At 63.9% G+C, this 23,026-nt stretch carries 30 protein-coding genes, 2 tRNA genes and 1 pseudogene; 23 read left to right on the top strand and 10 right to left on the bottom strand.

The annotated features are described in order from the left end of the window. Positions 1-2: 2 nt before the first annotated feature. Positions 3-548: an NUDIX hydrolase gene (locus F3J15_RS16230; RefSeq protein WP_006484214.1), complete on the bottom strand. Its 546-nt coding sequence runs from the start codon at positions 546-548 to the stop codon at positions 3-5. 161 nt (positions 549-709) lie between these two features. Continuing rightward, a tRNA-Met gene (locus F3J15_RS16225) sits at positions 710-786 on the bottom strand. Positions 787-983: 197 nt separating this feature from the next. Between F3J15_RS16225 and F3J15_RS16220 the strand changes: the two genes are divergently transcribed. From F3J15_RS16220 to F3J15_RS16210, 3 genes are read left to right on the top strand one after another with little or no spacing between them, the layout of a single operon-like run. After that, entirely contained in the window at positions 984-1,481 is a 498-nt protein-coding gene (locus F3J15_RS16220; RefSeq protein ID WP_011351856.1) for a heme-degrading domain-containing protein, read from the top strand. 3 nt (positions 1,482-1,484) lie between these two features. Further along, the gene (locus F3J15_RS16215; protein ID WP_166892463.1) at positions 1,485-1,823 is read left to right on the top strand and encodes a multidrug efflux SMR transporter; all 339 of its coding nucleotides are present in this window, start codon (positions 1,485-1,487) and stop codon (positions 1,821-1,823) included. Between the two features lie 31 nt (positions 1,824-1,854). Next, entirely contained in the window at positions 1,855-3,009 is a 1,155-nt protein-coding gene (locus tag F3J15_RS16210; RefSeq protein ID WP_166892460.1) for an enoyl-CoA hydratase/isomerase family protein, read from the top strand. Positions 3,010-3,097: 88 nt separating this feature from the next. Here the strand turns inward: F3J15_RS16210 and F3J15_RS16205 are convergent, their stop codons facing one another. Continuing rightward, positions 3,098-3,526, bottom strand: a complete 429-nt coding sequence (locus tag F3J15_RS16205; protein WP_006484223.1) for a hypothetical protein — start codon at positions 3,524-3,526, stop codon at positions 3,098-3,100. Positions 3,527-3,867: 341 nt separating this feature from the next. Between F3J15_RS16205 and ssuD the strand changes: the two genes are divergently transcribed. From ssuD to F3J15_RS16165, 8 genes are all read left to right on the top strand, one after another. Further along, complete coding sequence (ssuD, locus tag F3J15_RS16200) at positions 3,868-5,025, top strand: FMNH2-dependent alkanesulfonate monooxygenase (protein WP_166892457.1); 1,158 nt, start codon at positions 3,868-3,870, stop codon at positions 5,023-5,025. Positions 5,026-5,042: 17 nt separating this feature from the next. After that, complete coding sequence (gene ssuC / locus F3J15_RS16195) at positions 5,043-5,855, top strand: aliphatic sulfonate ABC transporter permease SsuC (RefSeq protein WP_043182674.1); 813 nt, start codon at positions 5,043-5,045, stop codon at positions 5,853-5,855. Next, the gene (locus tag F3J15_RS16190; RefSeq protein WP_166892453.1) at positions 5,852-6,811 is read left to right on the top strand and encodes an ATP-binding cassette domain-containing protein; all 960 of its coding nucleotides are present in this window, start codon (positions 5,852-5,854) and stop codon (positions 6,809-6,811) included. The genes ssuC and F3J15_RS16190 overlap by 4 nt, the downstream gene beginning before the upstream one ends. A gap of 56 nt (positions 6,812-6,867) precedes the next feature. Beyond that, entirely contained in the window at positions 6,868-7,083 is a 216-nt protein-coding gene (locus tag F3J15_RS16185) for a TOBE domain-containing protein (protein WP_006476104.1), read from the top strand. Between the two features lie 141 nt (positions 7,084-7,224). Next, positions 7,225-7,422 (top strand): hypothetical protein, encoded by a 198-nt coding sequence (locus F3J15_RS16180; protein ID WP_027787628.1) that lies wholly within the window; start codon positions 7,225-7,227, stop codon positions 7,420-7,422. A gap of 55 nt (positions 7,423-7,477) precedes the next feature. Further along, positions 7,478-7,723, top strand: a complete 246-nt coding sequence (locus tag F3J15_RS16175; RefSeq protein ID WP_069247870.1) for a hypothetical protein — start codon at positions 7,478-7,480, stop codon at positions 7,721-7,723. Between the two features lie 130 nt (positions 7,724-7,853). Continuing rightward, on the top strand, positions 7,854-8,840 hold the full coding sequence (dusA, locus tag F3J15_RS16170; RefSeq protein WP_240158959.1) for a tRNA dihydrouridine(20/20a) synthase DusA: 987 nt from the start codon (positions 7,854-7,856) through the stop codon (positions 8,838-8,840). A 57-nt stretch (positions 8,841-8,897) separates the two neighbouring features. Then, positions 8,898-8,973 (top strand) — tRNA-His (locus F3J15_RS16165). Positions 8,974-9,424: 451 nt separating this feature from the next. On the opposite strand, the gene F3J15_RS16155 is transcribed toward F3J15_RS16165, so the two are convergent. After that, complete coding sequence (locus F3J15_RS16155; RefSeq protein ID WP_166892449.1) at positions 9,425-9,943, bottom strand: hypothetical protein; 519 nt, start codon at positions 9,941-9,943, stop codon at positions 9,425-9,427. A 558-nt stretch (positions 9,944-10,501) separates the two neighbouring features. Between F3J15_RS16155 and F3J15_RS16150 the strand changes: the two genes are divergently transcribed. Then, positions 10,502-11,011 carry a hypothetical protein gene (locus tag F3J15_RS16150; RefSeq protein ID WP_166892446.1) on the top strand — a complete coding sequence of 170 codons (510 nt, stop codon included), beginning with the start codon at positions 10,502-10,504 and terminating at the stop codon, positions 11,009-11,011. 161 nt (positions 11,012-11,172) lie between these two features. On the opposite strand, the gene F3J15_RS16145 is transcribed toward F3J15_RS16150, so the two are convergent. Then, positions 11,173-11,691 carry a VUT family protein gene (locus tag F3J15_RS16145; protein WP_166892443.1) on the bottom strand — a complete coding sequence of 173 codons (519 nt, stop codon included), beginning with the start codon at positions 11,689-11,691 and terminating at the stop codon, positions 11,173-11,175. An 825-nt stretch (positions 11,692-12,516) separates the two neighbouring features. On the opposite strand from F3J15_RS16145, the gene F3J15_RS16140 reads away from it, so the two are divergent. Next, positions 12,517-13,032, top strand: coding sequence for a GNAT family N-acetyltransferase (locus tag F3J15_RS16140; protein ID WP_166892440.1), 516 nt, complete (start codon positions 12,517-12,519; stop codon positions 13,030-13,032). Between the two features lie 75 nt (positions 13,033-13,107). Here the strand turns inward: F3J15_RS16140 and F3J15_RS16135 are convergent, their stop codons facing one another. Then, on the bottom strand, positions 13,108-13,572 hold the full coding sequence (locus F3J15_RS16135) for a hypothetical protein (protein WP_089472705.1): 465 nt from the start codon (positions 13,570-13,572) through the stop codon (positions 13,108-13,110). 323 nt (positions 13,573-13,895) lie between these two features. On the opposite strand from F3J15_RS16135, the gene F3J15_RS16130 reads away from it, so the two are divergent. Both F3J15_RS16130 and F3J15_RS16125 read left to right on the top strand, forming a co-directional pair. Further along, positions 13,896-14,291, top strand: coding sequence for a hypothetical protein (locus tag F3J15_RS16130; RefSeq protein WP_166892437.1), 396 nt, complete (start codon positions 13,896-13,898; stop codon positions 14,289-14,291). A 211-nt stretch (positions 14,292-14,502) separates the two neighbouring features. Further along, positions 14,503-15,129 (top strand): hypothetical protein, encoded by a 627-nt coding sequence (locus F3J15_RS16125; protein WP_166892434.1) that lies wholly within the window; start codon positions 14,503-14,505, stop codon positions 15,127-15,129. 430 nt (positions 15,130-15,559) lie between these two features. On the opposite strand, the gene F3J15_RS16120 is transcribed toward F3J15_RS16125, so the two are convergent. Next, positions 15,560-16,303, bottom strand: a complete 744-nt coding sequence (locus F3J15_RS16120) for a DUF695 domain-containing protein (RefSeq protein WP_166892432.1) — start codon at positions 16,301-16,303, stop codon at positions 15,560-15,562. Positions 16,304-16,389: 86 nt separating this feature from the next. Here F3J15_RS16120 and F3J15_RS16115 point away from each other — a divergent pair, with 86 nt between their 5' ends. The 5 genes from F3J15_RS16115 (at position 16,390) to F3J15_RS16095 (ending at position 18,929) form a co-directional block, all read left to right on the top strand. Beyond that, entirely contained in the window at positions 16,390-16,773 is a 384-nt protein-coding gene (locus F3J15_RS16115; protein WP_166892429.1) for a VOC family protein, read from the top strand. Between the two features lie 47 nt (positions 16,774-16,820). Continuing rightward, a complete protein-coding gene (locus F3J15_RS16110) occupies positions 16,821-17,129 on the top strand; it encodes a phosphatidylserine/phosphatidylglycerophosphate/cardiolipin synthase (protein ID WP_046546333.1) in 309 nt (102 codons plus the stop codon). Positions 17,130-17,336: 207 nt separating this feature from the next. Next, the gene (locus F3J15_RS16105; RefSeq protein ID WP_089446072.1) at positions 17,337-17,579 is read left to right on the top strand and encodes a hypothetical protein; all 243 of its coding nucleotides are present in this window, start codon (positions 17,337-17,339) and stop codon (positions 17,577-17,579) included. A 178-nt stretch (positions 17,580-17,757) separates the two neighbouring features. Further along, positions 17,758-18,300 carry an aspartyl-tRNA synthetase gene (locus tag F3J15_RS16100; protein ID WP_089446073.1) on the top strand — a complete coding sequence of 181 codons (543 nt, stop codon included), beginning with the start codon at positions 17,758-17,760 and terminating at the stop codon, positions 18,298-18,300. A gap of 155 nt (positions 18,301-18,455) precedes the next feature. Then, entirely contained in the window at positions 18,456-18,929 is a 474-nt protein-coding gene (locus F3J15_RS16095; RefSeq protein ID WP_089445560.1) for a VOC family protein, read from the top strand. Positions 18,930-18,995: 66 nt separating this feature from the next. On the opposite strand, the pseudogene F3J15_RS16090 reads toward F3J15_RS16095, so the two are convergent. Continuing rightward, positions 18,996-19,148 (bottom strand): annotated as a pseudogene (locus F3J15_RS16090) (GGDEF domain-containing protein); the annotation flags it as partial. A 255-nt stretch (positions 19,149-19,403) separates the two neighbouring features. On the opposite strand from F3J15_RS16090, the gene F3J15_RS37785 reads away from it, so the two are divergent. Then, positions 19,404-19,631: a hypothetical protein gene (locus F3J15_RS37785; protein WP_089445562.1), complete on the top strand. Its 228-nt coding sequence runs from the start codon at positions 19,404-19,406 to the stop codon at positions 19,629-19,631. 107 nt (positions 19,632-19,738) lie between these two features. On the opposite strand, the gene F3J15_RS16080 is transcribed toward F3J15_RS37785, so the two are convergent. Together F3J15_RS16080 and F3J15_RS16075 are read right to left on the bottom strand one after the other, a co-directional pair. After that, positions 19,739-20,362 (bottom strand): phospholipase D family protein, encoded by a 624-nt coding sequence (locus F3J15_RS16080; RefSeq protein ID WP_166892423.1) that lies wholly within the window; start codon positions 20,360-20,362, stop codon positions 19,739-19,741. 336 nt (positions 20,363-20,698) lie between these two features. Then, a complete protein-coding gene (locus F3J15_RS16075) occupies positions 20,699-21,187 on the bottom strand; it encodes a helix-turn-helix domain-containing protein (RefSeq protein WP_069247882.1) in 489 nt (162 codons plus the stop codon). A gap of 178 nt (positions 21,188-21,365) precedes the next feature. Between F3J15_RS16075 and F3J15_RS16070 the strand changes: the two genes are divergently transcribed. Beyond that, positions 21,366-21,803 carry a PaaI family thioesterase gene (locus tag F3J15_RS16070; protein WP_069247883.1) on the top strand — a complete coding sequence of 146 codons (438 nt, stop codon included), beginning with the start codon at positions 21,366-21,368 and terminating at the stop codon, positions 21,801-21,803. A gap of 147 nt (positions 21,804-21,950) precedes the next feature. After that, positions 21,951-23,003 carry an NADP(H)-dependent aldo-keto reductase gene (locus tag F3J15_RS16065; RefSeq protein ID WP_166892420.1) on the top strand — a complete coding sequence of 351 codons (1,053 nt, stop codon included), beginning with the start codon at positions 21,951-21,953 and terminating at the stop codon, positions 23,001-23,003. Positions 23,004-23,026 lie beyond the last annotated feature (23 nt).

Genomic DNA, 23,026 nt, shown 5'->3' with positions numbered 1-23,026 from the left:
GCTCAGCCGTTGCGCAGCGAGCGGAAGATATCGCCGGTGTGCACGCCGTAGTCGCCCGCGGCTCGATCGGCGAAGAAGAATCGCAGGGTCTGGCTGACGGTCGGGAACGCGATTTCGTCCCACGGGATGTCGGCTTCATCGAACAGCTTCACTTCGAGGCTTTCCTCGCCGGCTTCGAACGCCGGATCGGTGAGTCGCGCGAGGTAGAACAGGTGGACCTGATGCACGTGCGGCACGTTGAGCAGCGTGAACAGGTTCTGCACCTCGACGCGCGCGCCGGCTTCCTCGAGCGTTTCGCGTGCGGCCGCTTCGGCCGTCGTCTCGCCCATTTCCATGAAGCCGGCGGGCAGCGTCCAGAACCCGTAGCGCGGTTCGATCGCGCGGCGGCACAGCAGGATCTGATCGCCCCAGACCGGCACCGTGCCAACGACGTTGCGCGGATTCTGGTAATGGATCGTGCCGCAGTGATCGCAGACGAAGCGCTCGCGATTGTCACCCGGAGGAATGCGCGCGAGGACTTCGTGACCGCAGACGGAGCAGAATTTCATGTCGAGTGGAAGGGACGAGGTGATGCGAGTGTATCACCGGGGCGCGGCATTCTTGAACGCCTGCGCGTGCAGGCCGCGTGTCGCGCGAAGCGGGACGGGGCGGGCGGCGGAAAAACAAAAAGCCCGGCGCTGGGCCGGGCTTTTCGCATCATTCTGGACGTTGGTTGCGGGGGTAGGATTTGAACCTACGACCTTCGGGTTATGAGCCCGACGAGCTGCCAGACTGCTCCACCCCGCGTCCGTCGAAGAAATGAATTATAAGGAGTAACCCGAAGGCGTGCAAGCGCTTTCTGACAATTTCTTGTCGCCGCTTGTGGGGACGGTACGGCGGGTGCGTGCGCTAGAATCGAGCGGTTTGTTTCGTTTCTTCGGCAGCGGGGCCGTGCGCGATCGCTTCGGCGCTGTTGCGACTCTCATTACTGTATCGACGGATTCATGGACATCGCTCACGATCTGCAATCGATCGGCGCGCAGGAACAGGCGCTTGTATTTCCCCATTTCGACCCGGCCCGCGCGTGGGCGCTCGGCAACCGGATGCACGCGCTTGCGACGTCGCGCGGCCATGCGATCGCGATCGACATCGTCACGTTCGGCCAGCCGCTGTTCTACGCGGCGCTGGCTGGCGCCACGCCCGACAATGCCGACTGGGTACGCCGCAAGCGCAACGTCGTCGCACATTTCCGCCGCAGCTCGTACGCGATCGGCCTGCGCATGCAGCAGGCCGGCGCGACGCTCGCCGACAAGCACGGGCTGCCGATCGCCGAATATTCGCCGCACGGCGGCTCGTTCCCGCTGACCGTCGCCGGTGCCGGCGTGATCGGCTCGATCACCGCGTCGGGGCTGCCGCAGCGCGCGGACCACGAATTCGTCGTCGAAGCGCTATGTGCCGAGCTCGGCCACGACTACGCCGTGCTGGCCCTCGCAAGGAGCTGAGCGATGCAGCTTCCCGGTTACGCATGGCTCGCGATCGCGATCGTCGCGGAAGTGATCGGCACGTCGGCGCTGCGCGCGGCGGACGGCTTCACGCGCCTCTGGCCGTCGTCGCTGGTCGTCGCCGGTTATGGCATCGCGTTCTACTGCCTGTCGATCACGTTGCGCACGATGCCCGTCGGCATCATCTATGCAGTCTGGTCGGGCGCTGGCATCGTGCTGATCACGCTCGTTGCGATGCTGCTCTATCGCCAGGTGCCGGACCTGCCGGCCGTGATCGGCCTCGGCCTGATCATCGCCGGCGTCGTGGTGCTGAACCTGTTTTCGAAGATGCAGGCGCACTGAGCGTGCGACTGCCATTTGCCGGATGACCCTCATGACCGATTCCACTTCCGATGCCGTTTCCGCCGAATCCACTCAACCCGACGTGCGCGCGACCGTCGCGAACCGAATCGGCTTTCTCGAACTGAACCGGCCGAAGGCGCTGAATGCGCTGTCGGTCGGCATGATCCGGCTGATGCAGCAGGCGCTCGACGCGTGGCGCGACGATCCCGAGGTCGTCGCGGTCGTCGTGCACAGCCCGCATCCGCGCGCATTCTGCGCGGGCGGCGACGTGCGCTTCTTCCACGATGCGTGGCAGCGCGGCGACCGCGATGCGGTCGACACGTTCTTCATCGAGGAATACACGCTGAACCACACGATCTTCACGTATCCGAAGCCTTATATCGCGTTGATGCACGGCGTCGTGATGGGCGGCGGCATGGGGATTTCGCAGGCGGCGCGGCATACGGGCGGCCTGCGTGTCGTGACCGACTCGACGAAGATGGCGATGCCGGAAACGCGTATCGGCCTGTTCCCGGACGTCGGGATGAGCTGGTTCCTCGCGCGCACGCCCGGCGCGATCGGCCGCTATCTCGCCGTGACCGGCGCGACGCTCGACGCGGCCGCCGCGCTGTACGCGCAGCTCGCCGACGTCTATCTGCCCGATGCCGCGCTGCCGGCGTTGCTCGATACGCTGCGCAGCGCGCGCATCGACAGCGGCGAGCAGGCGGTCGCCTGCGTGGCCGACGCGGCGGCCGCACACAAGGTCGTGCCGACGCCGGACACGTCGGCGCTGGCCGACGCGCGTGCCGGGATCGACCGGCATTTCGCGCAGCCGGACATCGGCGCGATCCTCGCGTCGCTCGACACCGAGCAGGATTGCGCAGCCGTCGACGGATGGGTCGAGAAGGCGACCCATGCGATGCGCGAACAGTTGTCGCCACTGTCGATGGCCGTATCGCTGGAAGTCGTCGAACGTGCCCGTGGGGCAACGATGGCCGATTGCCTGCGGCGCGATCTCGATCTCACGCGCTCGACGTTCGCGCGCGGCGACGTGATCGAAGGCGTGCGCGCGCTGATCGTCGACAAGGACCACCAGCCGGCCTGGCGTTTCAAGTCGTCCGCCGATATCGATCGCGCGGACGTGCTCGCGATGTTCGACAGCCCGTGGACGCCGGACACGCATCCGCTGCGGAAGCTGCAGGACTGACGTCGGTCGGACTGACCGAAGCGCGAGCTGGAAAAGAAAAGGCTGCCTGCATGTGTGCAGGCAGCCTTTTTCATGTGTGTCGACCGCGTTACTCGTCGCCTGCGTCGTCCGACATGAACGCGCGCATGAACACGAGTGCGCCGAAGCCCCATACCGCGTTCGCCGCGAAGCCGGCTGCGAGCACGGGCATCATGTTGCCCGACGGCCAGATGCCGCGCAGCGGATCGATCGCGAACACGCGGGCGGCCGTCAGCACGATGCCGCCGAACACCAGCGCGCCGATCCACGAGGCCTCGCGTTCCGGCGAGACGCGCAGCAGCCATGCCATCGGGATCGCACAGCACGCGCTGATCAGCGCATTCGCGACAAATTCAGGAATGCCGAGCGGCGCGAACGGCTGCGTGGAGAAGCCGGTTGCGGCGATCAGGTCGGCCGTATGAAGGAGTGCGAGCGTGGCTTCGCGGAAGAACAGGGCGGCCAGGAAGCCGGACAGGAATGGCAGGATGACTTTCTGCATCGATGAGTGCACCGCAGGCGCGCACGGCCGGGGCCGTCCGCGCGGAGTTATTCGGATAGGTGCGCCATTATAGGGCCCGCCCGCCGCGATATTCGCTCCAGCGTCGTGCTAATCACGAAAGCGGAAAACCTAAGCTCAAAAAAATCGTTCCAAAGCCCTGCACCGATCCCTAGACTGATTTCCCAGAAACAGCCGTGCAATCGCGTCCTCGCCCGCTGCACGGCCTGACCGGCGAGCCATCCCGATTCGAACGCACACCATGCATGCGCCGCTCATCCGCGACGCGAGCAGGGCGGTGTCTTTTTCAAATTCCGGCAAGGACAGTCAAGCAGGAGCAGCAGATGAATGTGTTCTGGTTTATCCCCACGCACGGCGACAGCCGCTATCTCGGTACGGCCGAAGGTGCGCGCGCCGCGGATTACGATTACTTCAAGCAGGTCGCGGTGGCGGCCGATACGCTCGGCTACGAGGGCGTGCTGCTGCCGACCGGCCGTTCCTGCGAGGATGCGTGGGTCGTTGCATCGAGCCTCATCCCGGCGACGCAGCGCCTGAAATTCCTGGTCGCGGTCCGTCCCGGCATCGCATCGCCGGGGCTGTCCGCGCGGATGGCCGCGACGTTCGACCGCCTGTCGGGCGGCCGCCTGCTGATCAACGTCGTGACGGGCGGCGATGCCGCCGAGCTCGAAGGCGACGGCCTGTTCGCGGATCACGACACGCGCTATGAAATCACCGACGACTTCCTGAACATCTGGCGCGGGCTGCTGTCCGCGTCGCACGACAACGGCGGGTTCGACTACATCGGCAAGCATCTGCAGTCGAAAGGCGGCAAGGCGCTGTATCCGCCCGTGCAGCGTCCGCATCCGCCGTTGTGGTTCGGCGGCTCGTCGCCGGCTGCGCACGAGATCGCGGCCGATCACATCGACACCTACCTGACCTGGGGCGAGCCGCCCGAGGCCGTCGCGAAGAAGATCGCCGATATTCGCGCCCGCGCCGAGGCGCGCGGCCGCAAGATCAAGTTCGGCATTCGTCTGCACGTGATCGTGCGCGAGACCGAGGACGAAGCATGGCGCGACGCCGAGCGCCTGATCAGCCGCCTCGACGACGAAACCATTGCACGCGCGCAGAAGGCGTTCGCGAACATGGATTCGGAAGGCCAGCGCCGGATGGCCGCGCTGCACGGCGGCAAGCGCGGCGGCCGCGAGGCGCTCGAGGTGTACCCGAACCTGTGGGCCGGCGTCGGCCTCGTGCGCGGCGGCGCGGGCACCGCGCTCGTCGGCAATCCGGAGCAGGTCGCGGAGCGCATGCGCGAATACGCGGATCTCGGCATCGAGACCTTCATCCTGTCCGGTTATCCGCACCTGGAGGAGTCGTACCGTTTTGCGGAACTCGTATTCCCGCTGATCAAGGGCAACGGCGCGGCGAAGGCGACTGGCCCGCTGTCGGGCCCGTTCGGCGAGATCGTCGGCAACAGCTATCTGCCGAAAGCGGCCCAGAGCTGAGCGACAGGAGGCCTGCGATGACAACGAAAACGTCGACGACGGGCGCGGCCGTGGCTGCCCGCGCATGGCGCGGCGTCGCACCGTGGCTCGTGCCGCTCGCGCTGCTGGCGGCATGGGAAGTCGGTGCGCGCACCGGCTGGCTGTCGACCCGCGTGCTGCCCGAGCCCGTGGCGGTCGTGCGAGCGGCCTGGTCGCTCGTGACGTCGGGTGAAATGTGGGCGAACGTGAAGGTCAGCACCTGGCGTGCGCTGTTCGGTTTCGCGATCGGTGGCGGCGTCGGCCTCGCGCTGGGGCTTGCGACCGGCTTGTCGAAGGCGGCCGAGGTCGCGCTCGATTCGACGATCCAGATGATCCGCAACATCCCGGCGCTCGCGATGATTCCGCTCGTGATCCTGTGGTTCGGCATCGACGAGAAGGCGAAGCTGTTCCTCGTTGCGCTCGGGGTGTTCTTCCCGGTCTACATCAACACGTACCACGGGATCCGCTCGGTCGATGCAAACCTGATCGAGATGGCGAAGAGCTACGGCGTACGCGGCTTTGCGCTGTACCGCGACGTGATCCTGCCTGGTGCGTTGCCGTCGATTCTCGTCGGCGTGCGCTTTGCGCTCGGGCTGATGTGGGTGATGCTGATCGTCGCGGAAACGATCTCCGCGCAGTCGGGCATCGGCTACATGACGATGAACGCGCGTGAATTCCTGCAAACCGACGTGGTGGTGGTCGGCATCCTGCTGTACGCGGTGCTCGGCAAGCTGGCCGATGTACTGGCGAAATGGCTCGAGCGTGTGACGCTGCGCTGGCACCCCGCTTATCAATCAGGAGCAAAGGCATGAATGCGACGACTTCGGCGGCCGCCTACGGCCCGCTCGCCGGCGCAGACCTCGAGGCCGAACTGGCGCAGGCGCGTGTCGCGGACGGCGACGCGCGGGACGCAGCGGTTCTCGAACGTGACGGCAGCGCATCCGTCGTTCCGCTCGCGCGGCGACGGCCAGGAAGCCTGGCGCCCGACGATGCCGTGACACTGTCGGGCGTCAGCAAGCGCTTCGGGGCACGCACGGTGCTCGACAACGTCGAGCTCGGCATCGCGCGCGGCAGTTTCGTCGCGATCGTCGGCCGCAGCGGCTGCGGGAAATCGACGCTGCTGCGTCTCGTGGCGGGACTCGAGCAGCCGAGCAGCGGCACGCTCCAGACGCGCGGCGAGGGCGGCGGCGAACTCGATACGCGGATCATGTACCAGGATGCGCGCCTGCTGCCGTGGAAGACCGTGCTGCAGAACGTGATGCTGGGGCTCGGGCGCGGCGCGCGCGACCAGGCACGTGCGGTGCTCGATGAAGTCGGGCTGCTGGAACGCGCGAACGACTGGCCCGCGCAACTGTCGGGCGGCCAGCGGCAGCGTGTCGCGCTGGCCCGTGCGCTCGTGCACCGGCCCCAACTGTTGTTGCTCGACGAGCCGCTCGGCGCGCTCGACGCACTGACCCGTATCGAGATGCACGCGCTGATCGAGCGGTTGTGGCGTGAGCATCGATTCACCGCGCTCCTCGTTACGCACGACGTGCAGGAGGCCGTCGCGCTCGGCGACCGCATCCTGCTCATCGAGCAGGGGCGGGTGGCGCTGGATCAGCCGGTGCCGCTCGACCGGCCGCGCGCCCGCGCGTCGGCCGCGTTTGCGGCGCTCGAGGATCGCGTGCTGAAACGCGTGCTCGCCGGCGGGCCCGGTGCGGCCGACCACGGCGCACCGCATGAGACAGACAACGTTCGACCGGTCGGGCAGATCCGCTGGGCCGTTTAAATCCGGGCGGCAGCGGCCGCCCGTTCTGAGATCTTTTCTTCGGAGCGATCAACCTGATGAGCATCACTGCAATCAACGTACGTAACCAGTTCAAGGGCAAGGTCAAGGAGATCATTCGCGGATCGGTGGTTTCCGAGGTTGACGTCGAGACGCCGTTCGGCATCGTCACGTCGGTGATCACGACCCGTTCGGTTGACGAACTCGAACTGAAGGTGGGCGCGGAAGTCGTCGCGCTCGTGAAATCGACCGAAGTATCGATCGCGCGCCTCTGAGCCCGCGTGTCCTGCACCGGCGCGGCGCCGCGGGCAACCTGCCCGTTGGCGCCGCCCGCATTTGCGCAGCGCGTTTGCGTTGGTATTCGACGCTCGGACGAAGTGCTAGGATGGAGCGACACCGATGCCGGAGGCCAACGCATGACCCCCATCCTTTCCCCCGAAGCCATCGAGGCGCTGAAATGGATCGACCAGTTCGGTGAAAGCCGGCCGGTTCCCGCTGCGTTCGACGACGTCGTTTACGCGTTGCTGAACGAGGGGCTGATCTACCAGGCGGCGGCCGACCGGGTCGACCTGACGGCCGATGGCAAGTCCTTTTTGTCCGACGAATACGATTGAGCGCACGGCGCCGGCCGCGCGGGCGGCCCGGCGCTGCGTCGCCACGGAGCGTGCGATGGAACCGAGAGGCAGCGACCTCGGCGATTTCAGCGAGCCGTACCGCGGCTTCGAGATCGAGGTGAAGACCGAGCAGGTCTGGGACGGCGAGCATGCGCATTACCGCGTGCTGCAGGGCGATGCCGTGCGGATCGACTGGCGGCGCGTCAAGGTCGACGGGATGCTGCTGACCGAACGACGCGTGATCGAGCGCGTGCTCGACGAGGCTCGGCGGGCGGTCGATGCGGAGCTGGGCGAGGGGTAGCACGCGTGCCGGGCAGGCACGGCCCGTGTTGCGGTAAAATAGCGGGTTGTTTCCGCGCCGTCTGGCCTGTTGCCCGAAATCCATGTCCGTACCGTCTTCACTTCCTCCCCGCCGCGTATCCGTCGCGCCCATGCTGGACTGGACTGACCGCCATTGCCGGTCGTTCCACCGTACGCTGACGCGCGACACGTGGCTGTATACGGAGATGATCACGACGGGTGCGCTGCTGTTCGGCGATGCCCAGCGGCATCTCGCGTTCACGCCGAACGAATCGCCGGTCGCGCTGCAACTGGGCGGCAGCGAGCGCGACGATCTCGCGCGCGCGGCGAAGCTCGGCGAGCAGTGGGGCTACGATGAAATCAACCTCAATTGCGGATGCCCGTCCGAGCGCGTGCAGCGCGGCGCGTTCGGCGCGTGCCTGATGAACGAGCCGCAGCTCGTCGCCGACTGCGTGAAGGCGATGCGCGATGCGGTGTCGGTGCCGGTCACGGTCAAGCACCGGATCGGGGTCGATGCGGTCGAGGACTACGCGTTCGTGCGCGACTTCGTCGGCACGGTGGCCGAAGCTGGCTGTGAAACGTTCGTCGTGCATGCGCGCAATGCGATCCTGAAGGGGCTGTCGCCGAAGGAGAATCGTGAGATCCCGCCGCTCAAGTACGACTATGCGTATCAGCTGAAGCGCGATTTTCCGTCGCTCGAGATCGTCATCAACGGCGGTATCACGACGCTCGACGAGGTTGCGCAGCATCTCGAGCATGTCGATGGCGTGATGCTCGGCCGTGAGGCGTATCACAACCCGTACGTGCTGGCGGAGGTCGATACGCGCTTCTACGGGGCGACCTCCGCGGTGCCGACGCGCGAAGAGGCCGAGGCGAAGCTGATCGAATACTGCGCGGCCGAACTGAAGCGCGGGACCTACCTCGGCGCGATCGTGCGGCACGCGCTCGGACTGTATCGCGGCATGCCCGGCGCACGCGGCTGGCGTCGTGTGCTGTCCGACAACAAGAAGCTTGCGCGAGCTGATCTGGCCGTGTTCGACGAGGCGCGCGCGCATCTGAACGAGGCCGAAGAAGTTTTTGAAAAAAAAGCTTTGCAAGATTCAAAAGTGTTCGTATAATCTTGTTCTTCGCTGCTGAAACACAAACGCAGCGAAGAACAAAAAGCAGTAACAGTGGTGGCTGTAGCTCAGTTGGTAGAGTCCAGGATTGTGATTCCTGTCGTCGTGGGTTCGAGTCCCATCAGCCACCCCAAAGAATGCATTAACAAAACAGGCGCTTAGGCGCCTGTTTTGCTTTGCGGGGGACAATAACGTCGATTCGAGCCTCGCCATCTCTAGAGCGCTCTGCTCGCCATCCATCCATTTCGCGTACGTTGTCAGGAACATCTCGATGCTGTGCCCGAGTTGTTTCGCGCAGAAGGCTGGGGTCATTCCGGCCATCAGCATTGCCGTCGCGTAGCTATGTCGCATGTTGTACGGCCGGCGGTAGCGAATTCCGAGTCGTTTTAAAATGGGCGTCCAGAAGCTTCGTCGGAATGCTCGTTCGTCCTCCGAGCGTATGCTGTACCGCGGATCATGAAAGATTGCGGCTCCGGAGATCTGTGTAAACGATCGCTGACGGTTCAACGCAGCAAGTGCCCGGCTATTGAGACGAACCGTGCGCGCGACTGCCGTTTTTGTTCGATCCTTGTGTTCGCCACGTACTAGGGCCTCTGGGCGCGGTAGAAATCCGCCTGGCGCAACAGATCGGCGTAGCAGGGGCGGTTCTGGCGAAAACGCTGGCCAGTTTCACGTTCCTGGCGAATCCACCACTCGGCCGCTTCGGGCCGCTTCATGAAAATGCGGACGATCTTGTGCTCAGCCTTCAGGAAGCAAGCGTCGCAGTTACCTTCATCGCTGTTCGGATCAAGGCGTAAGTCGAAGGGCATCGACTTCCAGAATACGTTCACCATCGGCTTTGTCACGCCGTCCGCGAACATGGGCATGTAGTTAGTCCAGCGGTCGGAGCCGCGGTTATTCGCGGCCATACGCTTGTGATACCAGCGCTCTTCGTCAGCTCGGACACCGATGATTGCTTCCCACTCGTCGTATCCGCGCTCGCGCATGAACCAACTCGCCGCCTTGATCTTCATGCGGTCGGTCCACATTCGATTAGCGGGATTCGGCAGAATCGGCGGTTCTCCTTTCTCGATGTTGCGGTACTGGCGGTAGTACTCGATCACGCGATCGAATGGCTCACCGTTGCGCTCGGCATGCTCGAAATCCGTGAGTCGCTACGAGAGGCCCGAGCCATAGACGCCCGTGAATTCAGTCCAGTAGACGTGCACGCCGAGGTATAACCCGACGTCGCGAATGAATTCGAGAGTCTCCGGGCGTTCTTTCCCAGTGTTGTGGAACGTCACGTACATATCGTCCGGCAACTTGCCGCCGTACGCCTTGACTGTCTAGCAGGTATGCCGATGACCGGCCGCCGCTGAAACCAAACTGGCTCGGACCGTCGAGAAAGTACGGGTTACGCGAAGTCATCGCATCCTCAAATCAGAAAAGAAGCGGGCGCAACGAAGGACGCTCGCAAAGTGCTACTGCCAGGGGAAAATCGAAAAGAGCAGGCGCTATACAAGCCGCCCACAAGAAAAAGCCACGTATCCGAGGCACCGGAATTTGCGTAGCTTAGGGGAACTGCGTTGCCGAGGCTTTGCGGCCGCTAGTCGAACTGCTCGACACAGAGAGCGGACGCGGTGAGAATCTGCGCGAGACCAATCGGCTTCTGGGCGTCGACCATGGCAAGAATCAATATTTCAAAATTCCGCCGCTTCGCGCTGACGATGGCGGCAATTGGGGCAATCAACGTCGGGATGGGGCTGGCCGTGCGACCACCGACTAAGCTGTCGGATATGTGCGCCGTCGACACAACGGGAAATGTCGTTGTCGACAAGGTTGCTGAAGGAACCGTGACAACGCTCGACCATGACTACTTCGTTGAAGAGCCCGGATCTAACGCCGTGCTCTTGTCCCGTTGCGCCAAGGGAGCCTGTGCCCCGTTAGACCCTTCATATTTGAAGGGCCACGTTGGAGAACCCGTCCGTGCCGAATTTTGCGACCGACATGCCGCGAAGCTCACCATATCCAACAAAATCGTCTTTCAACTGACCCAGCACTACCTCGATCAGAACTTGGAAGCGACCCAGAAGAATCGCAATCTGCTGAACACAATCGCGTTCTTCTGGATCGGTTTCTGGCTCGTGCTGATGGCAGCCATGGAGATCCGTGCACGGTCGCAGGCTGCGTAGAGGCTAGCGTGCTACGATTCGCACCACAATAAACGTGGTGCGAAGATGAAGCTGAAAGTACTGCTGGGATTACTGATCGGGCTCGCGATAGCTGTAATAGTCGCAATAGTGGGCGCCACGTCCTCGGCAACGAACAACGCAGCTATACGCGCAACCCGTGCTTAACGATCGACCACATTGCTCGCGATCCCCACCTGAGCCGTTCGGGTATTTCTAAAAACCACCCACGACCACAAAGCGCCGCCCGCCACCTTGGCGACGAACTGCAACGCGGCGATCGTCGGAAACACTGTCCCGAACGCAATAAGCGGAAAGACGATGGAGTCGACAGCCGCACCCGCGACGTTCGCGCCGTTGGCGCGCGCCAGTATCGGAAAGCGACGTGCGAGTTGAAACACGATTGCACTTGCCACGGCTGCCGAACCGAACGCTACGAGAGACGCGAGGGCGATTTCCTTGGCAGCGGGATTGAGCGCGTAACTGACAACGCCGGCGGCTGCGATCAACGCAAACATCCGCGACCAGAGCGCGCGGCCGCGCCAGTCCAGATGGAGCCGGTCTCGAATCGCGAGATCGAGTCCGATCAGAAAGAACGCGATGATCGGTGTAGCAGCTGGCCCGAAATGAGCGACCATCAGGTTCGCGACAGCGACTGCTGCGATATAGATCAAGACGTACATGATTTCCCTGCAATAAAGAGTGCGCGCTGCGTCGATTCGGAGCCGAAGTTTGCCATACATGGCTGATTAAACGGACGGGTGCTTCGCTACGAGTAAGCCGGGTGGAACGTCGCACGGTTGGCGGACGGCCAGCGTTGCGAGCGACTGGATATCGTCACAGTGTCGCCGGCTTTCATCAATGGATCTTCGACGCGAGATTGTATGGCCGTATCCCGTCGACATGATGTTGCGAAGTTTCCTGTCGCAGCTAAGGTTCTTGTGCCCCGTGCCGTTATCTTCCATGGACAGCCCTCGTGCCTCGAATGCTGATCCGTTTTCTTGCCTGCTCGCGTTCCGCGTGAGCAGGCTTTTTTCGTTTATGGCCGCGCTTTGCGCATGAATGGCGGAATGGGACAGGGACTTGGCGTGAAGCGACAGCGCGCAACAGTCTTACATTGGTGTAATGTGTCGGCTTCCTCGTGCCCTCATGCTTTGCAGGGCCGTTCGATCCCGACGACCAATGACGGTGTCGGGATTTTTTTTGTCTGCATCCCGTTGCACGGGCAACGAGTTGCAGCGACGCCCGGCGGGCCGGCGCTGATGTGATCGCGTCATACGCGGAGAAGACGATCGCTGGCGAACGTCACGAGCCAGTGGGTGGCGACGGCGCATGCAAGGTACGCGACGATAACGTGCGGGGTGCGATGCCTTGACTTCGTCGTCCCGGGACGGGCCGACACGGTATCGTTCTGGCGCAGCGTCGTTGAGGGTTGCATGCCGCAACGCGCGGTATATTTTGCGGCGAGACGTCCCGATCAAGAGAGCAAGCCGAAGGAGTGACCACCGATGCCGGAAACCCGGGCCACGCTGCGTGCCGCGACAGCGCTAGACGCAAACCACATCGCTCGCCTGCACACGCTGAGCTGGCAAACCGCATACAGCCACGTCCTGCCGGCTGCCTACCTGACCGACGAGGTGCCGACGGAACACGCGAACCGATGGCGGCACTATCTCGATCGCGATGAAAAAGAGTGGGGTCTCGTGCTGATCGCCGAGGCGGACGGCGAGCCCGTGGGCTTCGTCAGTGCCGAGCGTCCCGTCGACCCGGTGCTTGGCGTGTTGCTCGACTGCCTGCACGTCCATCCTTCGCATCACGGAAGCGGCACGGGCAAGCGCATGATCGAAGCCGTCCGCGCCTGGGCGCGCACGATTGGCGTGGACATGGTCCACCTGAAGGTGCTGGAGGACAACAAACGCGCGATCGGTTTCTATGAACACAACGGTTGGCAACTGGCGGGTATCGAGACGAGCCGTATCGGCCAGACGGAGGTCACCGACCGGATCTATGCGATACAGGCGTAGCGGCCTGGCGACATTCGAGCGAACGGTCGCACGATGGGCGGCCGTCGCCGGGCGAAAGCCGAACGGACTCCGTCGCTACTCGCCGCAGTACCGCACGAGCAGATCGGCTTCCGTCTCGTGCACCTCGACGGGCAGGGTCGTTGCGCCTGCATAGGCAAGATAGCGCGCGCGATGCTGGCCGTTGCGGAACGACGCGACGCCGACCTTCGACAGGCCGGGGATGCCGAGCAGCGTTCGCGTTCTCGTCTCGCGAAACGTGATGTACGGCATGTCCGCAATCCTGTCCTGTTCAGGATCGAGGAATTCGCGAATGCCCGCGGCTTTTCCAGGGGCCCAGTACAGAACAGACGGCAACACGTAGTCCGTCGTGTCGCGGTCGGCACATGCCAGCAATTTCGTCAGATCGATCGTGACGACCCGGTGTCGCGTATCGTCGGACGAGAAGACCCGCTTGAGGTGCGTATAGGCATAGGGGGTATGCCCGGGAAGCTGGATAACCCAGACTTCTACGCCATTTTCCTGTGCGTGGGCGAGTGCCATTGTTTCCTCTGATGTCGCAAGCGGCCTTATTGATTCCAGTTTAGCAGCGCGATTGCGGCGGCGCAGCAGGGCAATACCCGCAATAGGAAATCGGAGCGATTCGCGGCAGAACCTGAACTGCAAGCAAAAATGCGGAGAGGAAGGGTGGGTAAATCGAATCCGGTCAGGTGTCGTCGATCGATATCGACAGGTCACGAGAATATCGCGATACTGCCCGCAGACATGATGCGCCGCGCGAATTTCATCGAAGATTCACACAGTCTCGCGAAACCCGGTGCGCGGCTCATCATAAGAACAGAGCTGGCAGATTGATCGGAGAAACCATGTCGTCGAAACTTGAAATCGAGTACCTCGATTACTGTTTCACCGCGACGCTTGAAATCAGGGCGTCCGGTCGGACAGGTGTGGTCGACTGGCATCTCGAATCCGATTCACGAAGCAAGACGCTTGCGTGGATCGTGTTCGACCGCTTTCTCGAGCGGCATGATTTCGTCGATGAAGAGGATGCGCGTGCCAACATCGTCGGCTGGCTGGAGCGACTGGCCGATCCGAGATCGGGCGCATCGCTCGAAATGGCGAACGTGAGTGCGGTTGCTGCCGGAGCGGTGGCGACGGGCGTATCGCCCACATCGACTGCCGAAATCGTCAGCGAAACCGTCATCGATATCGCTGGCGAGCTCGACTGGATCGAGAGGGTCGCAGAATGGCTTTTCAGCTGACCGTCACGATGATGAAACCCGGTTGCCATGACGCGAGTCCCGGTGTTTGCAAAACGCGGTTTTGAAAAAATCGGTTCAGGAAAATGAAGCCCGAATCATGTCGATCGGAAAAATAGAATAAACCTGCTTTGACAAACACCCGCGACTGACCGGAAACTGGGCCCGGGCCTGAAAATATCCGATTGAATCAAAACAAAATAAAACTCCAGACATGAAAAGAAGAACGCTGCTGTCGGCGGGCGCGATCGTTGTCGCTGCCGGCCTGGCAGGCTGCGCTGCAATGCTGTTCGAAGACGGCCATTACGAAGAGACAGTCGACCGATTCCTCGTCAGCGAGGACGGCAAGCAATTCGTCGTGCTCGGCAAGAAATATCACTACATCTTCGATATGCCGGAGCATCTCGGCGCGGTGCTGGCATCGCGTTACCGGAAATCGATCAAGGCGTCGCTATATGAGTTCGTCGCGCAGGGCAGCAAGATTTCGGGCGACTTCTCGCTGCGGCTCCACCGCGATGACATGACCGATGAGGATTGGAATCGTGCGCTGGAGGACGGCTTCACGAAGCTCGGAGACTGGGATCTGGGGATGAAGGGTGAACTGGCCGGATCGCGCTATCTCGCCGATGGTTTTGCGCAGGGCAAGACGTGGTCGTCGTTTACGCATTCGTACAAGATCCAGGTCACCGACCGCATCACGACGGCGGGCAAGGCCGTGCGCGTGCTCGCGACGCCCGTCACGCTCACGGCCGACGGCGTGATGATGATCGGGGCCGTGGTGCTGTCGCCCATCATCGTGGTGACGCTCGCGCCGGTCGCGGGCGTTGGGCTCGGACCGTGACGCGATCCGCACGGCACGCGAGCGAACCAATTGCTGCGGCATTGTCACCAAATGGTGAGTTGCCGCACAGATCGTTGCGCGGCCCACGCTCACAATTTGGCCGGTTGACCGTTCTTCCCCGGCCCGGTCAACCGTTTCCCCGCTCGCTCGCGCAGGAGCGGGGGCTTTTTGCCCGTCCGACGCGGGAAGGCTGCGTCGACGGAACCGGACAGGCGTCCGGCGGGCGGCGTGATCGCATCGATTGCGCGCCCCGGCATCCGTTCGCCTGATCCGCACGAATCGCTTTCCTCGTGCCTGGGCGAACCCTCAGGCCCATCGCCGGTTTCGGCCGGTGATGCCTTGGTCCCGGCGGCGCGCAAGCATGCCGCCGGGATATTTTTTGCGCCGGATGCGTTGCATCACGTGTCGCACAGCGGGCAGGTCGACCCGCTCAGTCAGCCTGTTCGACGCTGGTTTCCCATCCGTCGTAATCCCCTCCGAGGGCACGCACTTCGTGGTTGATCGCGATCGTATGACGCGTGATGTCGGCCAGCGCCATGGTGCCTTCATGCGAAAACCGGACTGCCGACTTGCCGTCCTCGGTGGGCGCAACCGATTCGACCGGATAGCCTTTCGATTCGGCCCAATCCGCGAACTGATGCGCGTCGCTCGGGTCGGGGAAGTACGCCCAGTGCATCACGCGCCGGCTTACCTCGCTGGCGTCGCCTTTCTTCCGCAATTCATCCAGCACGCGCATGTCGCGCATGATCAGCCAGTCGTCGTCGGTCGGATAGAGCGTCTGCCAGTACGCTTCCTTGTCCGGATCGTCCTGGTGCGCGTACTGCAGTGCGTAGGTCGTCTGATCGGCCAGCGCGTCGACGATCTCCGCCGCGGCCTCTTCGTCGAACGGCACGTAGAAAAGGAAATCCCGGTGGCCGTCGACGGTGATGCGGCCAACCTGCACGCCACCTTTTGCGGTGATCGTGGCGTCGAGCAGATCCTCGATCTGCGCGAGACCGGCGAATTCGTCGCCGGTGGGCAGGCCTTCCGGCGACGGATGCGCAAAGGGGACGCGCACGCTGAGCAGCGACGTGCGCGGATCGCCTTCGGCGATTTCCGCAAAGCTGTGGTTGAAGCTGATGAAAGCCTGATGGTCGCCCATTCTGGCAGGGAAGGTTCCCCAGGCGTCGGTCATGTGTTTCTCCCGTGCACGATTGTCTGTTGACGGTTGTAAAGCGTCCCAATGTATCATCGAAAATCGCGTTGACCGGAGAAGCGCGCATGATCGCGAGTCTGGGCATCCTGGTGCCGGTCGAAGACGATCGCTTCCGAGCGGTGGTGGATTTCTATCGTTCGGCGCTCGCGCTGCCTGTGCACTCCGAAGGCGTGTCGGCTGCGGGGAATCCGTGGCATCGCTTTGTCGTGGATGGAGCGACGCTGACCATCCATACGGGTAGCGGTGGCAAGTTTCCGTACCCGGAGTTTCGTCCGACCGGCCATGGCATTGCGCTGGCCATCGAAGTGGCGCATGTCTCGGAAGCCGTTGCGCGACTTGAGTCGAGTCGCGTCAGTATCCTGAACGAATGGGACTACGGCGACGGCACGATCGCGATTTCCGTGGCCGATCCGGCGGGAAACGTCTGCGAGATCTGGGGCCGTCCGTGACCGTGCATCGGTACGGCGGGCCGCAAAAAAATTCGAAGGAGATGCCGATGTCGATGTTTGCGGTGAATGGCGTGCGAATCGATCCGCTCAGCGCGCGCGTGACGCACGTGCGCTGGGCGGCCGTGAATCCGGCCGATCGGTCGTGGGCGGCGACACCAAGCGAGGCGCCGGTGGCGGACGTGGCGCGCGCGCTCGCGTCCGGAAACGATGTCCGTGCAATCTTCTCGGCATCGGACGCCACCGCGATCGGGCCCAGGCTGAAACGTGTGCTGTATCGCGATGCATCGGAAGGCATCGAGCTCGACATCGATGCAACGAACGAGTCGCGGACGCTGCGCGACCTGCCGCAAATCTGACCGGCGCGGCATGCGTCAGCGATAGCGGGCGCCATCGCATCGATGCCGGCACCTGGCCGAACGGCCGTTAGTACGACGTCGATCGCGGGGAGTAGTATTGGACGATCGTCACCTGCTGCGTTGCCGGTTGCGCTGAACGGTTCGACGGGCCACGGGATCTTCATCGAGCCGTTAACGGAAGCGAATATCGCAAACGCGTACGAGATCATGTCCAGACCGCTCATCGCCCTGTTGGCATCCGTGCTTTGTCTGGCGCTGTCGGCTTGCCAGACCGCGCCCGAGCCGCCTCCGCTACCGTCACCCGACACCGCGTCGGCCGCCGCGGCCGTTCCGGCATCGTCGCAGTCCGAGCCGATCCGTGGCGTCGGCCAGGCACCTCATCTGGCAGGGCAGAGCCACTGGGCTATTGGTCAATGCACGACCAACGGCACCGTCAAGGTGTGCAACTGAACATGACCGATGCCGACGGAGCGTGGCCCGTGCCGCACGGACGAAGGCGCATTGTCGTGCGTCGATGCTTGCCTTCGTCGATCCCGACCATTTCCTGTCGGCAGGCCGCGTGTCCCGGCGCGTCGATAGGGTGTCCGGCCTCGATGAGCCGGTTGTCGTCGATGTGAGTGATCGCGCGATGAACGACGAAAGCGAGACCGCCGATTCCGGCTGGCACGTCGATCCCGTTGCGGAAACTGTCGTCGGCCAGTTGCCGATGACGCTGGCAGTCGACGGCCGGAGCCTGAAAAGAAGGGCGATCGTGTGTGCGGTGCTGGCCGTGGCGAGCCTGTGCGGTTATGCAGCTGCTCCGGCGCTCTGGCCGGTGGCGGCGCTGGCCTTGTTGCTGGCGCTGGCGGGGGCCGCCTTCTTCGTGTCGTCGCGGCGCAGGATGGCGCTGCATGTCGACGAGACGGGCTTCAGGCTGATCGGGGCTTTGCGCGAGCAACCCGTCACGCCGTGGCGTGACGTCACCGAATTCAGGATCATCAGCGTCGCCGGAAATCGCTACATCGGCTACCAGTTTTCGGCGCTTTCATCGCGCAACAAGGTACCGGGTGGCGTGATGCTGCCGATCGCCCGGTTTGCCGATCTGCCGCTCGATGCGGTGGCCGGATTGCTGGAGGCATGCCGCCGGCAGTTCGGCATACCGGACAACGAGGCCGACCGACCGGGCCGATGACGCCCGATGCGGGGAAGCCGCGCGCCGATACCCGGGAAAAAAATGTCAGGCGCCGTGTCGATTTCCGCCGGGTTCGTCCGTCGTAGCATCGGAGGCGTGCGCATCGCGCGTCCGTCCCGATTCCGATACGACAACCGACCGAAGGAGCGACACACATGTCCACGTCCGTCAAACCGATCCCGGAAGGGATGCGCACCCTGACGCCGCACCTGATCTGCGCCGGCGCAACAGCAGCCATCGACTTCTACAAGCGCGCGTTCAATGCGAGCGAACAGTTTCGCCTGGCGATGCCCGACGGCCGGCTCGCGCACGCGTGTCTCGTGATTGGCGATTCGACACTGATGCTGGTGGATGAAATGCCCGAGCACGGCGCGTTCGGGCCGAAGGCACTGAAAGGCACGCCGGTCTGCCTGCACCTGTACGTGCCGGACACCGACGCGGCGATCGCGAAGGCGGTCGCGGCCGGCGCGACGGTCACGATTCCGGCTGCCGACATGTTCTGGGGCGATCGCTACGGACAGGTCGAGGATCCGTTCGGCCATCGCTGGTCGCTCGCGACGCACCAGCGCGACCTGACGCCTGAGCAGATCGCGGAGGCCATGGCCAGCGCGCCGCCGTGCGGAAGCTGACGCAACCACGCAATCGCAGTCGAGCGGCAGGGCGGCGGCAGGCGCCTGCGCCCGGTCCGCCCGCGCTTACGTGCCGGCCGTCTTGCCGCGCTGCTTGTCCTCGTACATCCGTTGATCGGCCGAGGCGAGCAGGCCGGCCACGTCGCGATGGTGCGCGGGATCGTAGTCGACATGCCCGACGCTGAACCGGATGTCATAGCCGCGTGCGTCGGCCGCGTCATTTGTCCCGGCTGCGAGGCCGCTTACCGGATCGTATGTCGGACCGTATCGCGCATTGTTCGGCGCATCGCCACGTTGCCAATCCGCCGACCGGTGATTTTGGCCCGACACGAATCGATGCAGATGAGGTGAGAAGTGAGCGTCATGGGCACGCATTTCGCCCCGATGCGCAATCGGAAGCACGATACCTCAAGGTGCCCGGCGCAGTGCCGTAAAACAGGGTGAGTCCATTCGTTCATCGCTCCCCATCGCACCATGGTTCGATTTCTCTACGCGGGTTATCTCGCGTTTGCGCTATATCTTCTTTATCCGATGGTTCAGAACACGCTGGCGTTCGGCGTCGTTTGCGTGAGCAGCGCGCTGCCGGGCGGCGTCAGCGGCTTGCCGACGTCTCCGGCAAGCGGCGCGAGCGGACAGGCGAATCGCTGTGCGCCGACGGCGCAGGCCGGTGCGGCGACCGGGCGGGCGCCCGACATCCATTGATGTGTGGCGGCGCGCTGGCCATTCGGCTGAATTGCGCTTCGCGCCGCGCTCGCCGATTATCAGCAACACGGCGGATCGAACACGGGGCGCGCGCCGTGCGGCCTGCCTCAGTAGCTGGAGCGGTACGGCGTGCCCTGGTCGAAGCGGCTTTGCCAGTGCGTGAGATAACGCGACGCGAGTTGCGGGTTGTTCCACACCACGACGACGTTCTCGGAATTGCGGCTGGCCGCCGATGCGCTGTAGTTGAACGAGCCCGTTTCGACGTGCTCGGCGTCGATCACGAGGTACTTGTCGTGATGGATCGCGTAGGCATCGATCGTGCGCGTCGGGATACCTGCGTTGACGAGCAGGTTCAACGCCTGCTTGCTGCTCTTTGCGCGATTGCCCTTGTCGTCGACGACCACCGCGACATTCACGCCGCGTCGCCTGGCCGCGAGCAGCGCGCGCGTGACGGGCGGCGACGTGAACGAATACGCGGCGACGCGGATCGAGCTGCGCGCGGCGCCGATCGCTTTCAGCACGAGCGCTTCGGCACCACCGTCGGGCGAAAATGCCGATTCGACGACCTGTGTCGCGGGTGCTTCGTGAGTGGGGGCCGGCAGCCAACGCGACACGACGTCGATCGCCTGCTGGAGCAGCGATTCACTTTGCGTCTTGCCGAAGGCGGCGAACGGAGTGGCGAACAGGGAGGCGGCGAGACAGGCAGCGGCGAGGCGATTGCGCGACAACATCTTGGACAGCGAACAATTTCGAGACAGCGGGCCGTGAGTGTAACGCAGACGTGGCGGCCCGGTCACGTGTGGATGAGACGGGATGACGCATCGCGAAGACCGCGATGGCAGAGGCGGTGACGCAAAGTTGCGTTGAGCGGGATCCCGTGATCGGGTTGATCCGCGGATGGGGGCGATAGCAGCGCGCGATTGCGCGTGCGATGGTGGTGGAATGGCAGCGTATAAGCGCCTGCGCGAGTGCAGCCGGGCAGGGTCGACGCGGCACGCGACAGCAGCGCGAGTGCGACTAACGATCCGTGTGCGTTACGCGTTCTTTCATGGATGCACGACGCTGCATCAATCCTCGGCCGCAGGCGCCCCGGCTGCTTCGGCTGCGATCCAACCGGGGCCACGCTCCGGCTGCACGTCGCGTGCGTCGAGCGGTTCGCCGCACGCGGAGCAAACGGTGACCGCATGCATCAGATGGCCGCACGTGCGGTGACGCAACTGCACCGGCGGCCCCTGGCCGTCGTCTTTCCAGCGGTCGCCCCACGCCGTCAGCGCGAGCAGGGTCGGGTAGAGGTCGAGGCCCTTGTCCGTCAGCCGGTATTCGAACCGCGGCGGCCGCTCCTGGTACGCGCGCTTGACCAGCACGCCTTCGTCAACGAGTCGCGCAAGCCGCTCGGCCAGCACATGGCGTGTGAGGCCAAGCTGGGCCTGGAACGCGTCGAAGCGGCGGCAGCCGAGGAACGCGTTGCGGAGGATCAGCATGGTCCAGCGGTCGCCGAGCACGGCGAGCGTACGCGCGACCGAACAGTTCAGCGTGCCGATGTCATCCCATTTCATCGTCGAGTCTCCTGCATCCTTTGCGGCGGTTCGGCGAAATAGCGGGTTCGATTATAGAACCCGTCTTCGGTTTCAACGGGCCCGGCCACGTTGACAACGGGTGCCGTCGTTGCCAATAATGAGTTCCAATTTAGAACTTACTCGCGCGGCGACGCGCTTTCAACCCGGAGACAACCCGATGAACCCGCTTTCCCTGTCTGGTCTCGATCTGCTGCGCGCGGCGGTGTCGGGCGATGCACCGCTCGCGTCGATTTCCGAGACGATCCCGATGCGCCCGCTCGACGTCGAGCTCGGCTATGTGAAGTTTTCGGCGCGGGCGGACGACCGGCACCTGAATCCGCTTGGTGGCGTCCACGGCGGGTTCGCCGCGACGGTGCTCGATTCGGTCACCGGATGTGCGGTGCATTCGATGCTGGATGCGGGCGTTGGCTATGGCACGGTCGATCTGCATGTGAAGATGCTGCGGCCCGTGCCGCGCGACGTCGACCTGGTCGCGGAAGGGCGCGTGATTCACCTGTCGCGCTCGCTGGGCGTCGCAGAGGGTACGCTGAAGACCGCGGACGACAAGATCGTCGCGCATGCGTCGGCAACCTGCTTCATCCAGCGGCCGCAGTAACCGCGGGCGGCAGCGCCATCGTCCGGGGCAGCGCGTGAACCTCGTTGCCGGCGCCGAAGGCCGCCTGTAAGCGTAGGCGGAGCCTGTCTGAAGCAGTCGCTTCAATGTGATAGCGTTCCTGGTTTCCACCGACGCGACAGGAACAGCATGGAATACCGCACACTTGGCGATTCGGGCATCGAGGTCAGCCTGATCGGCCTGGGCACGATGACGTGGGGCGAGCAGAATTCGGAGCGCGATGCGCACGAGCAGATCGACTACGCGATCGGGCAGGGCGTCACGCTGATCGATGCCGCGGAGATGTATCCGGTGCCGCCGAAACCCGATACGCAGGGGCGCACCGAGGCGTACATCGGCACCTGGCTCGCGCAGCATCGCGCGCAGCGCGAGCGCATCGTGCTCGCGACGAAAATCGCCGGTCCGGCGCGGCAGCCGCACAATCCGCGCCATATTCGCGGCGAAGGCAACCAGTTCGACCGCAAGAACCTGATCGAAGCGCTCGACGGCAGCCTCAAGCGCCTGCAGACCGACTACGTCGATCTCTACCAGCTGCACTGGCCCGACCGCAGCACGACGACGTTCGGCCGTCCCGCCTATCCGTGGGTCGACGACGCCTATACGGTGCCGATCGAGGAAACCCTCGGCGTGCTCGCGGAATTCGTGAAGGCCGGCAAGGTGCGTGCGATCGGCGTGTCGAATGAAACGCCGTGGGGCGTCGCGCAGTTCCTGCGCGCGGCCGAGAAGCTCGGGCTGCCGCGCATCGCGAGCATCCAGAATCCGTACAGCCTGCTGAACCGCACGTTCGAGAACGGGCTGTCGGAATTCACGCATCGCGATGGCGTCGGCTTGCTCGCGTATTCGCCGCTCGCGTTCGGCTGGCTGTCCGGCAAGTACGAGAACGGCGCGCGTCCGGCCGGCGCACGCATCACGTTGTTTGAACGTTTCCAGCGTTACAGCAAGCCGCAGGCCGTCGAGGCGACGTCGCGCTATGTCGCGCTCGCACGGCGTCACGGGCTGTCGCCCGCGCAACTCGCGCTGGCGTTCGTCAACAGCCGCCCATTCACGCGCAGCAACCTGGTCGGGGCGACGTCACTCGAGCAGTTGAAGGAGAACATCGGCAGCGTCGACGTGAAGCTGTCCGACGAGATCCTCGCCGAAATCGACGCGCTGCACGAACTGCAGCCGAACCCAGCGCCGTAAACGGCGCACGGCCCGCACGGCAG

It is taken from the genome of Burkholderia sp. Ap-955, assembly GCF_011753045.1.
GTDB lineage: Bacteria > Pseudomonadota > Gammaproteobacteria > Burkholderiales > Burkholderiaceae > Burkholderia > Burkholderia lata_D.
This window is presented reverse-complemented; position numbering and strand designations above follow the sequence as displayed.

Bases quoted from the DNA above. Each gene is read 5' to 3' on its own strand.
- F3J15_RS16105 (WP_089446072.1), top strand. From the start codon at position 17,337: ATGTCCAGACCGCTCATCGCCCTGTTGGCATCCGTGCTTTGTCTGGCG.
- F3J15_RS16205 (WP_006484223.1), bottom strand. From the start codon at position 3,526: ATGCAGAAAGTCATCCTGCCATTCCTGTCCGGCTTCCTGGCCGCCCTG.
- F3J15_RS16130 (WP_166892437.1), top strand. From the start codon at position 13,896: ATGTCGTCGAAACTTGAAATCGAGTACCTCGATTACTGTTTCACCGCG.
- F3J15_RS16070 (WP_069247883.1), top strand. From the start codon at position 21,366: ATGAACCCGCTTTCCCTGTCTGGTCTCGATCTGCTGCGCGCGGCGGTG.
- F3J15_RS16150 (WP_166892446.1), top strand. From the start codon at position 10,502: ATGGCAAGAATCAATATTTCAAAATTCCGCCGCTTCGCGCTGACGATG.
- dusA (WP_240158959.1), top strand. From the start codon at position 7,854: ATGCTGGACTGGACTGACCGCCATTGCCGGTCGTTCCACCGTACGCTG.
- F3J15_RS16080 (WP_166892423.1), bottom strand. From the start codon at position 20,362: ATGTTGTCGCGCAATCGCCTCGCCGCTGCCTGTCTCGCCGCCTCCCTG.
- F3J15_RS16145 (WP_166892443.1), bottom strand. From the start codon at position 11,691: ATGTACGTCTTGATCTATATCGCAGCAGTCGCTGTCGCGAACCTGATG.
- F3J15_RS16180 (WP_027787628.1), top strand. From the start codon at position 7,225: ATGACCCCCATCCTTTCCCCCGAAGCCATCGAGGCGCTGAAATGGATC.
- F3J15_RS16095 (WP_089445560.1), top strand. From the start codon at position 18,456: ATGTCCACGTCCGTCAAACCGATCCCGGAAGGGATGCGCACCCTGACG.
- F3J15_RS16110 (WP_046546333.1), top strand. From the start codon at position 16,821: ATGTCGATGTTTGCGGTGAATGGCGTGCGAATCGATCCGCTCAGCGCG.
- F3J15_RS16175 (WP_069247870.1), top strand. From the start codon at position 7,478: ATGGAACCGAGAGGCAGCGACCTCGGCGATTTCAGCGAGCCGTACCGC.
- F3J15_RS16220 (WP_011351856.1), top strand. From the start codon at position 984: ATGGACATCGCTCACGATCTGCAATCGATCGGCGCGCAGGAACAGGCG.
- F3J15_RS16100 (WP_089446073.1), top strand. From the start codon at position 17,758: ATGAACGACGAAAGCGAGACCGCCGATTCCGGCTGGCACGTCGATCCC.
- F3J15_RS16210 (WP_166892460.1), top strand. From the start codon at position 1,855: ATGACCGATTCCACTTCCGATGCCGTTTCCGCCGAATCCACTCAACCC.
- ssuC (WP_043182674.1), top strand. From the start codon at position 5,043: ATGACAACGAAAACGTCGACGACGGGCGCGGCCGTGGCTGCCCGCGCA.
- F3J15_RS16185 (WP_006476104.1), top strand. From the start codon at position 6,868: ATGAGCATCACTGCAATCAACGTACGTAACCAGTTCAAGGGCAAGGTC.
- F3J15_RS16230 (WP_006484214.1), bottom strand. From the start codon at position 548: ATGAAATTCTGCTCCGTCTGCGGTCACGAAGTCCTCGCGCGCATTCCT.
- F3J15_RS16125 (WP_166892434.1), top strand. From the start codon at position 14,503: ATGAAAAGAAGAACGCTGCTGTCGGCGGGCGCGATCGTTGTCGCTGCC.
- F3J15_RS16140 (WP_166892440.1), top strand. From the start codon at position 12,517: ATGCCGGAAACCCGGGCCACGCTGCGTGCCGCGACAGCGCTAGACGCA.
- F3J15_RS16190 (WP_166892453.1), top strand. From the start codon at position 5,852: ATGAATGCGACGACTTCGGCGGCCGCCTACGGCCCGCTCGCCGGCGCA.
- F3J15_RS16120 (WP_166892432.1), bottom strand. From the start codon at position 16,303: ATGACCGACGCCTGGGGAACCTTCCCTGCCAGAATGGGCGACCATCAG.
- F3J15_RS16115 (WP_166892429.1), top strand. From the start codon at position 16,390: ATGATCGCGAGTCTGGGCATCCTGGTGCCGGTCGAAGACGATCGCTTC.
- F3J15_RS37785 (WP_089445562.1), top strand. From the start codon at position 19,404: ATGGTTCGATTTCTCTACGCGGGTTATCTCGCGTTTGCGCTATATCTT.
- F3J15_RS16215 (WP_166892463.1), top strand. From the start codon at position 1,485: ATGCAGCTTCCCGGTTACGCATGGCTCGCGATCGCGATCGTCGCGGAA.
- F3J15_RS16075 (WP_069247882.1), bottom strand. From the start codon at position 21,187: ATGAAATGGGATGACATCGGCACGCTGAACTGTTCGGTCGCGCGTACG.
- F3J15_RS16135 (WP_089472705.1), bottom strand. From the start codon at position 13,572: ATGGCACTCGCCCACGCACAGGAAAATGGCGTAGAAGTCTGGGTTATC.
- ssuD (WP_166892457.1), top strand. From the start codon at position 3,868: ATGAATGTGTTCTGGTTTATCCCCACGCACGGCGACAGCCGCTATCTC.
- F3J15_RS16065 (WP_166892420.1), top strand. From the start codon at position 21,951: ATGGAATACCGCACACTTGGCGATTCGGGCATCGAGGTCAGCCTGATC.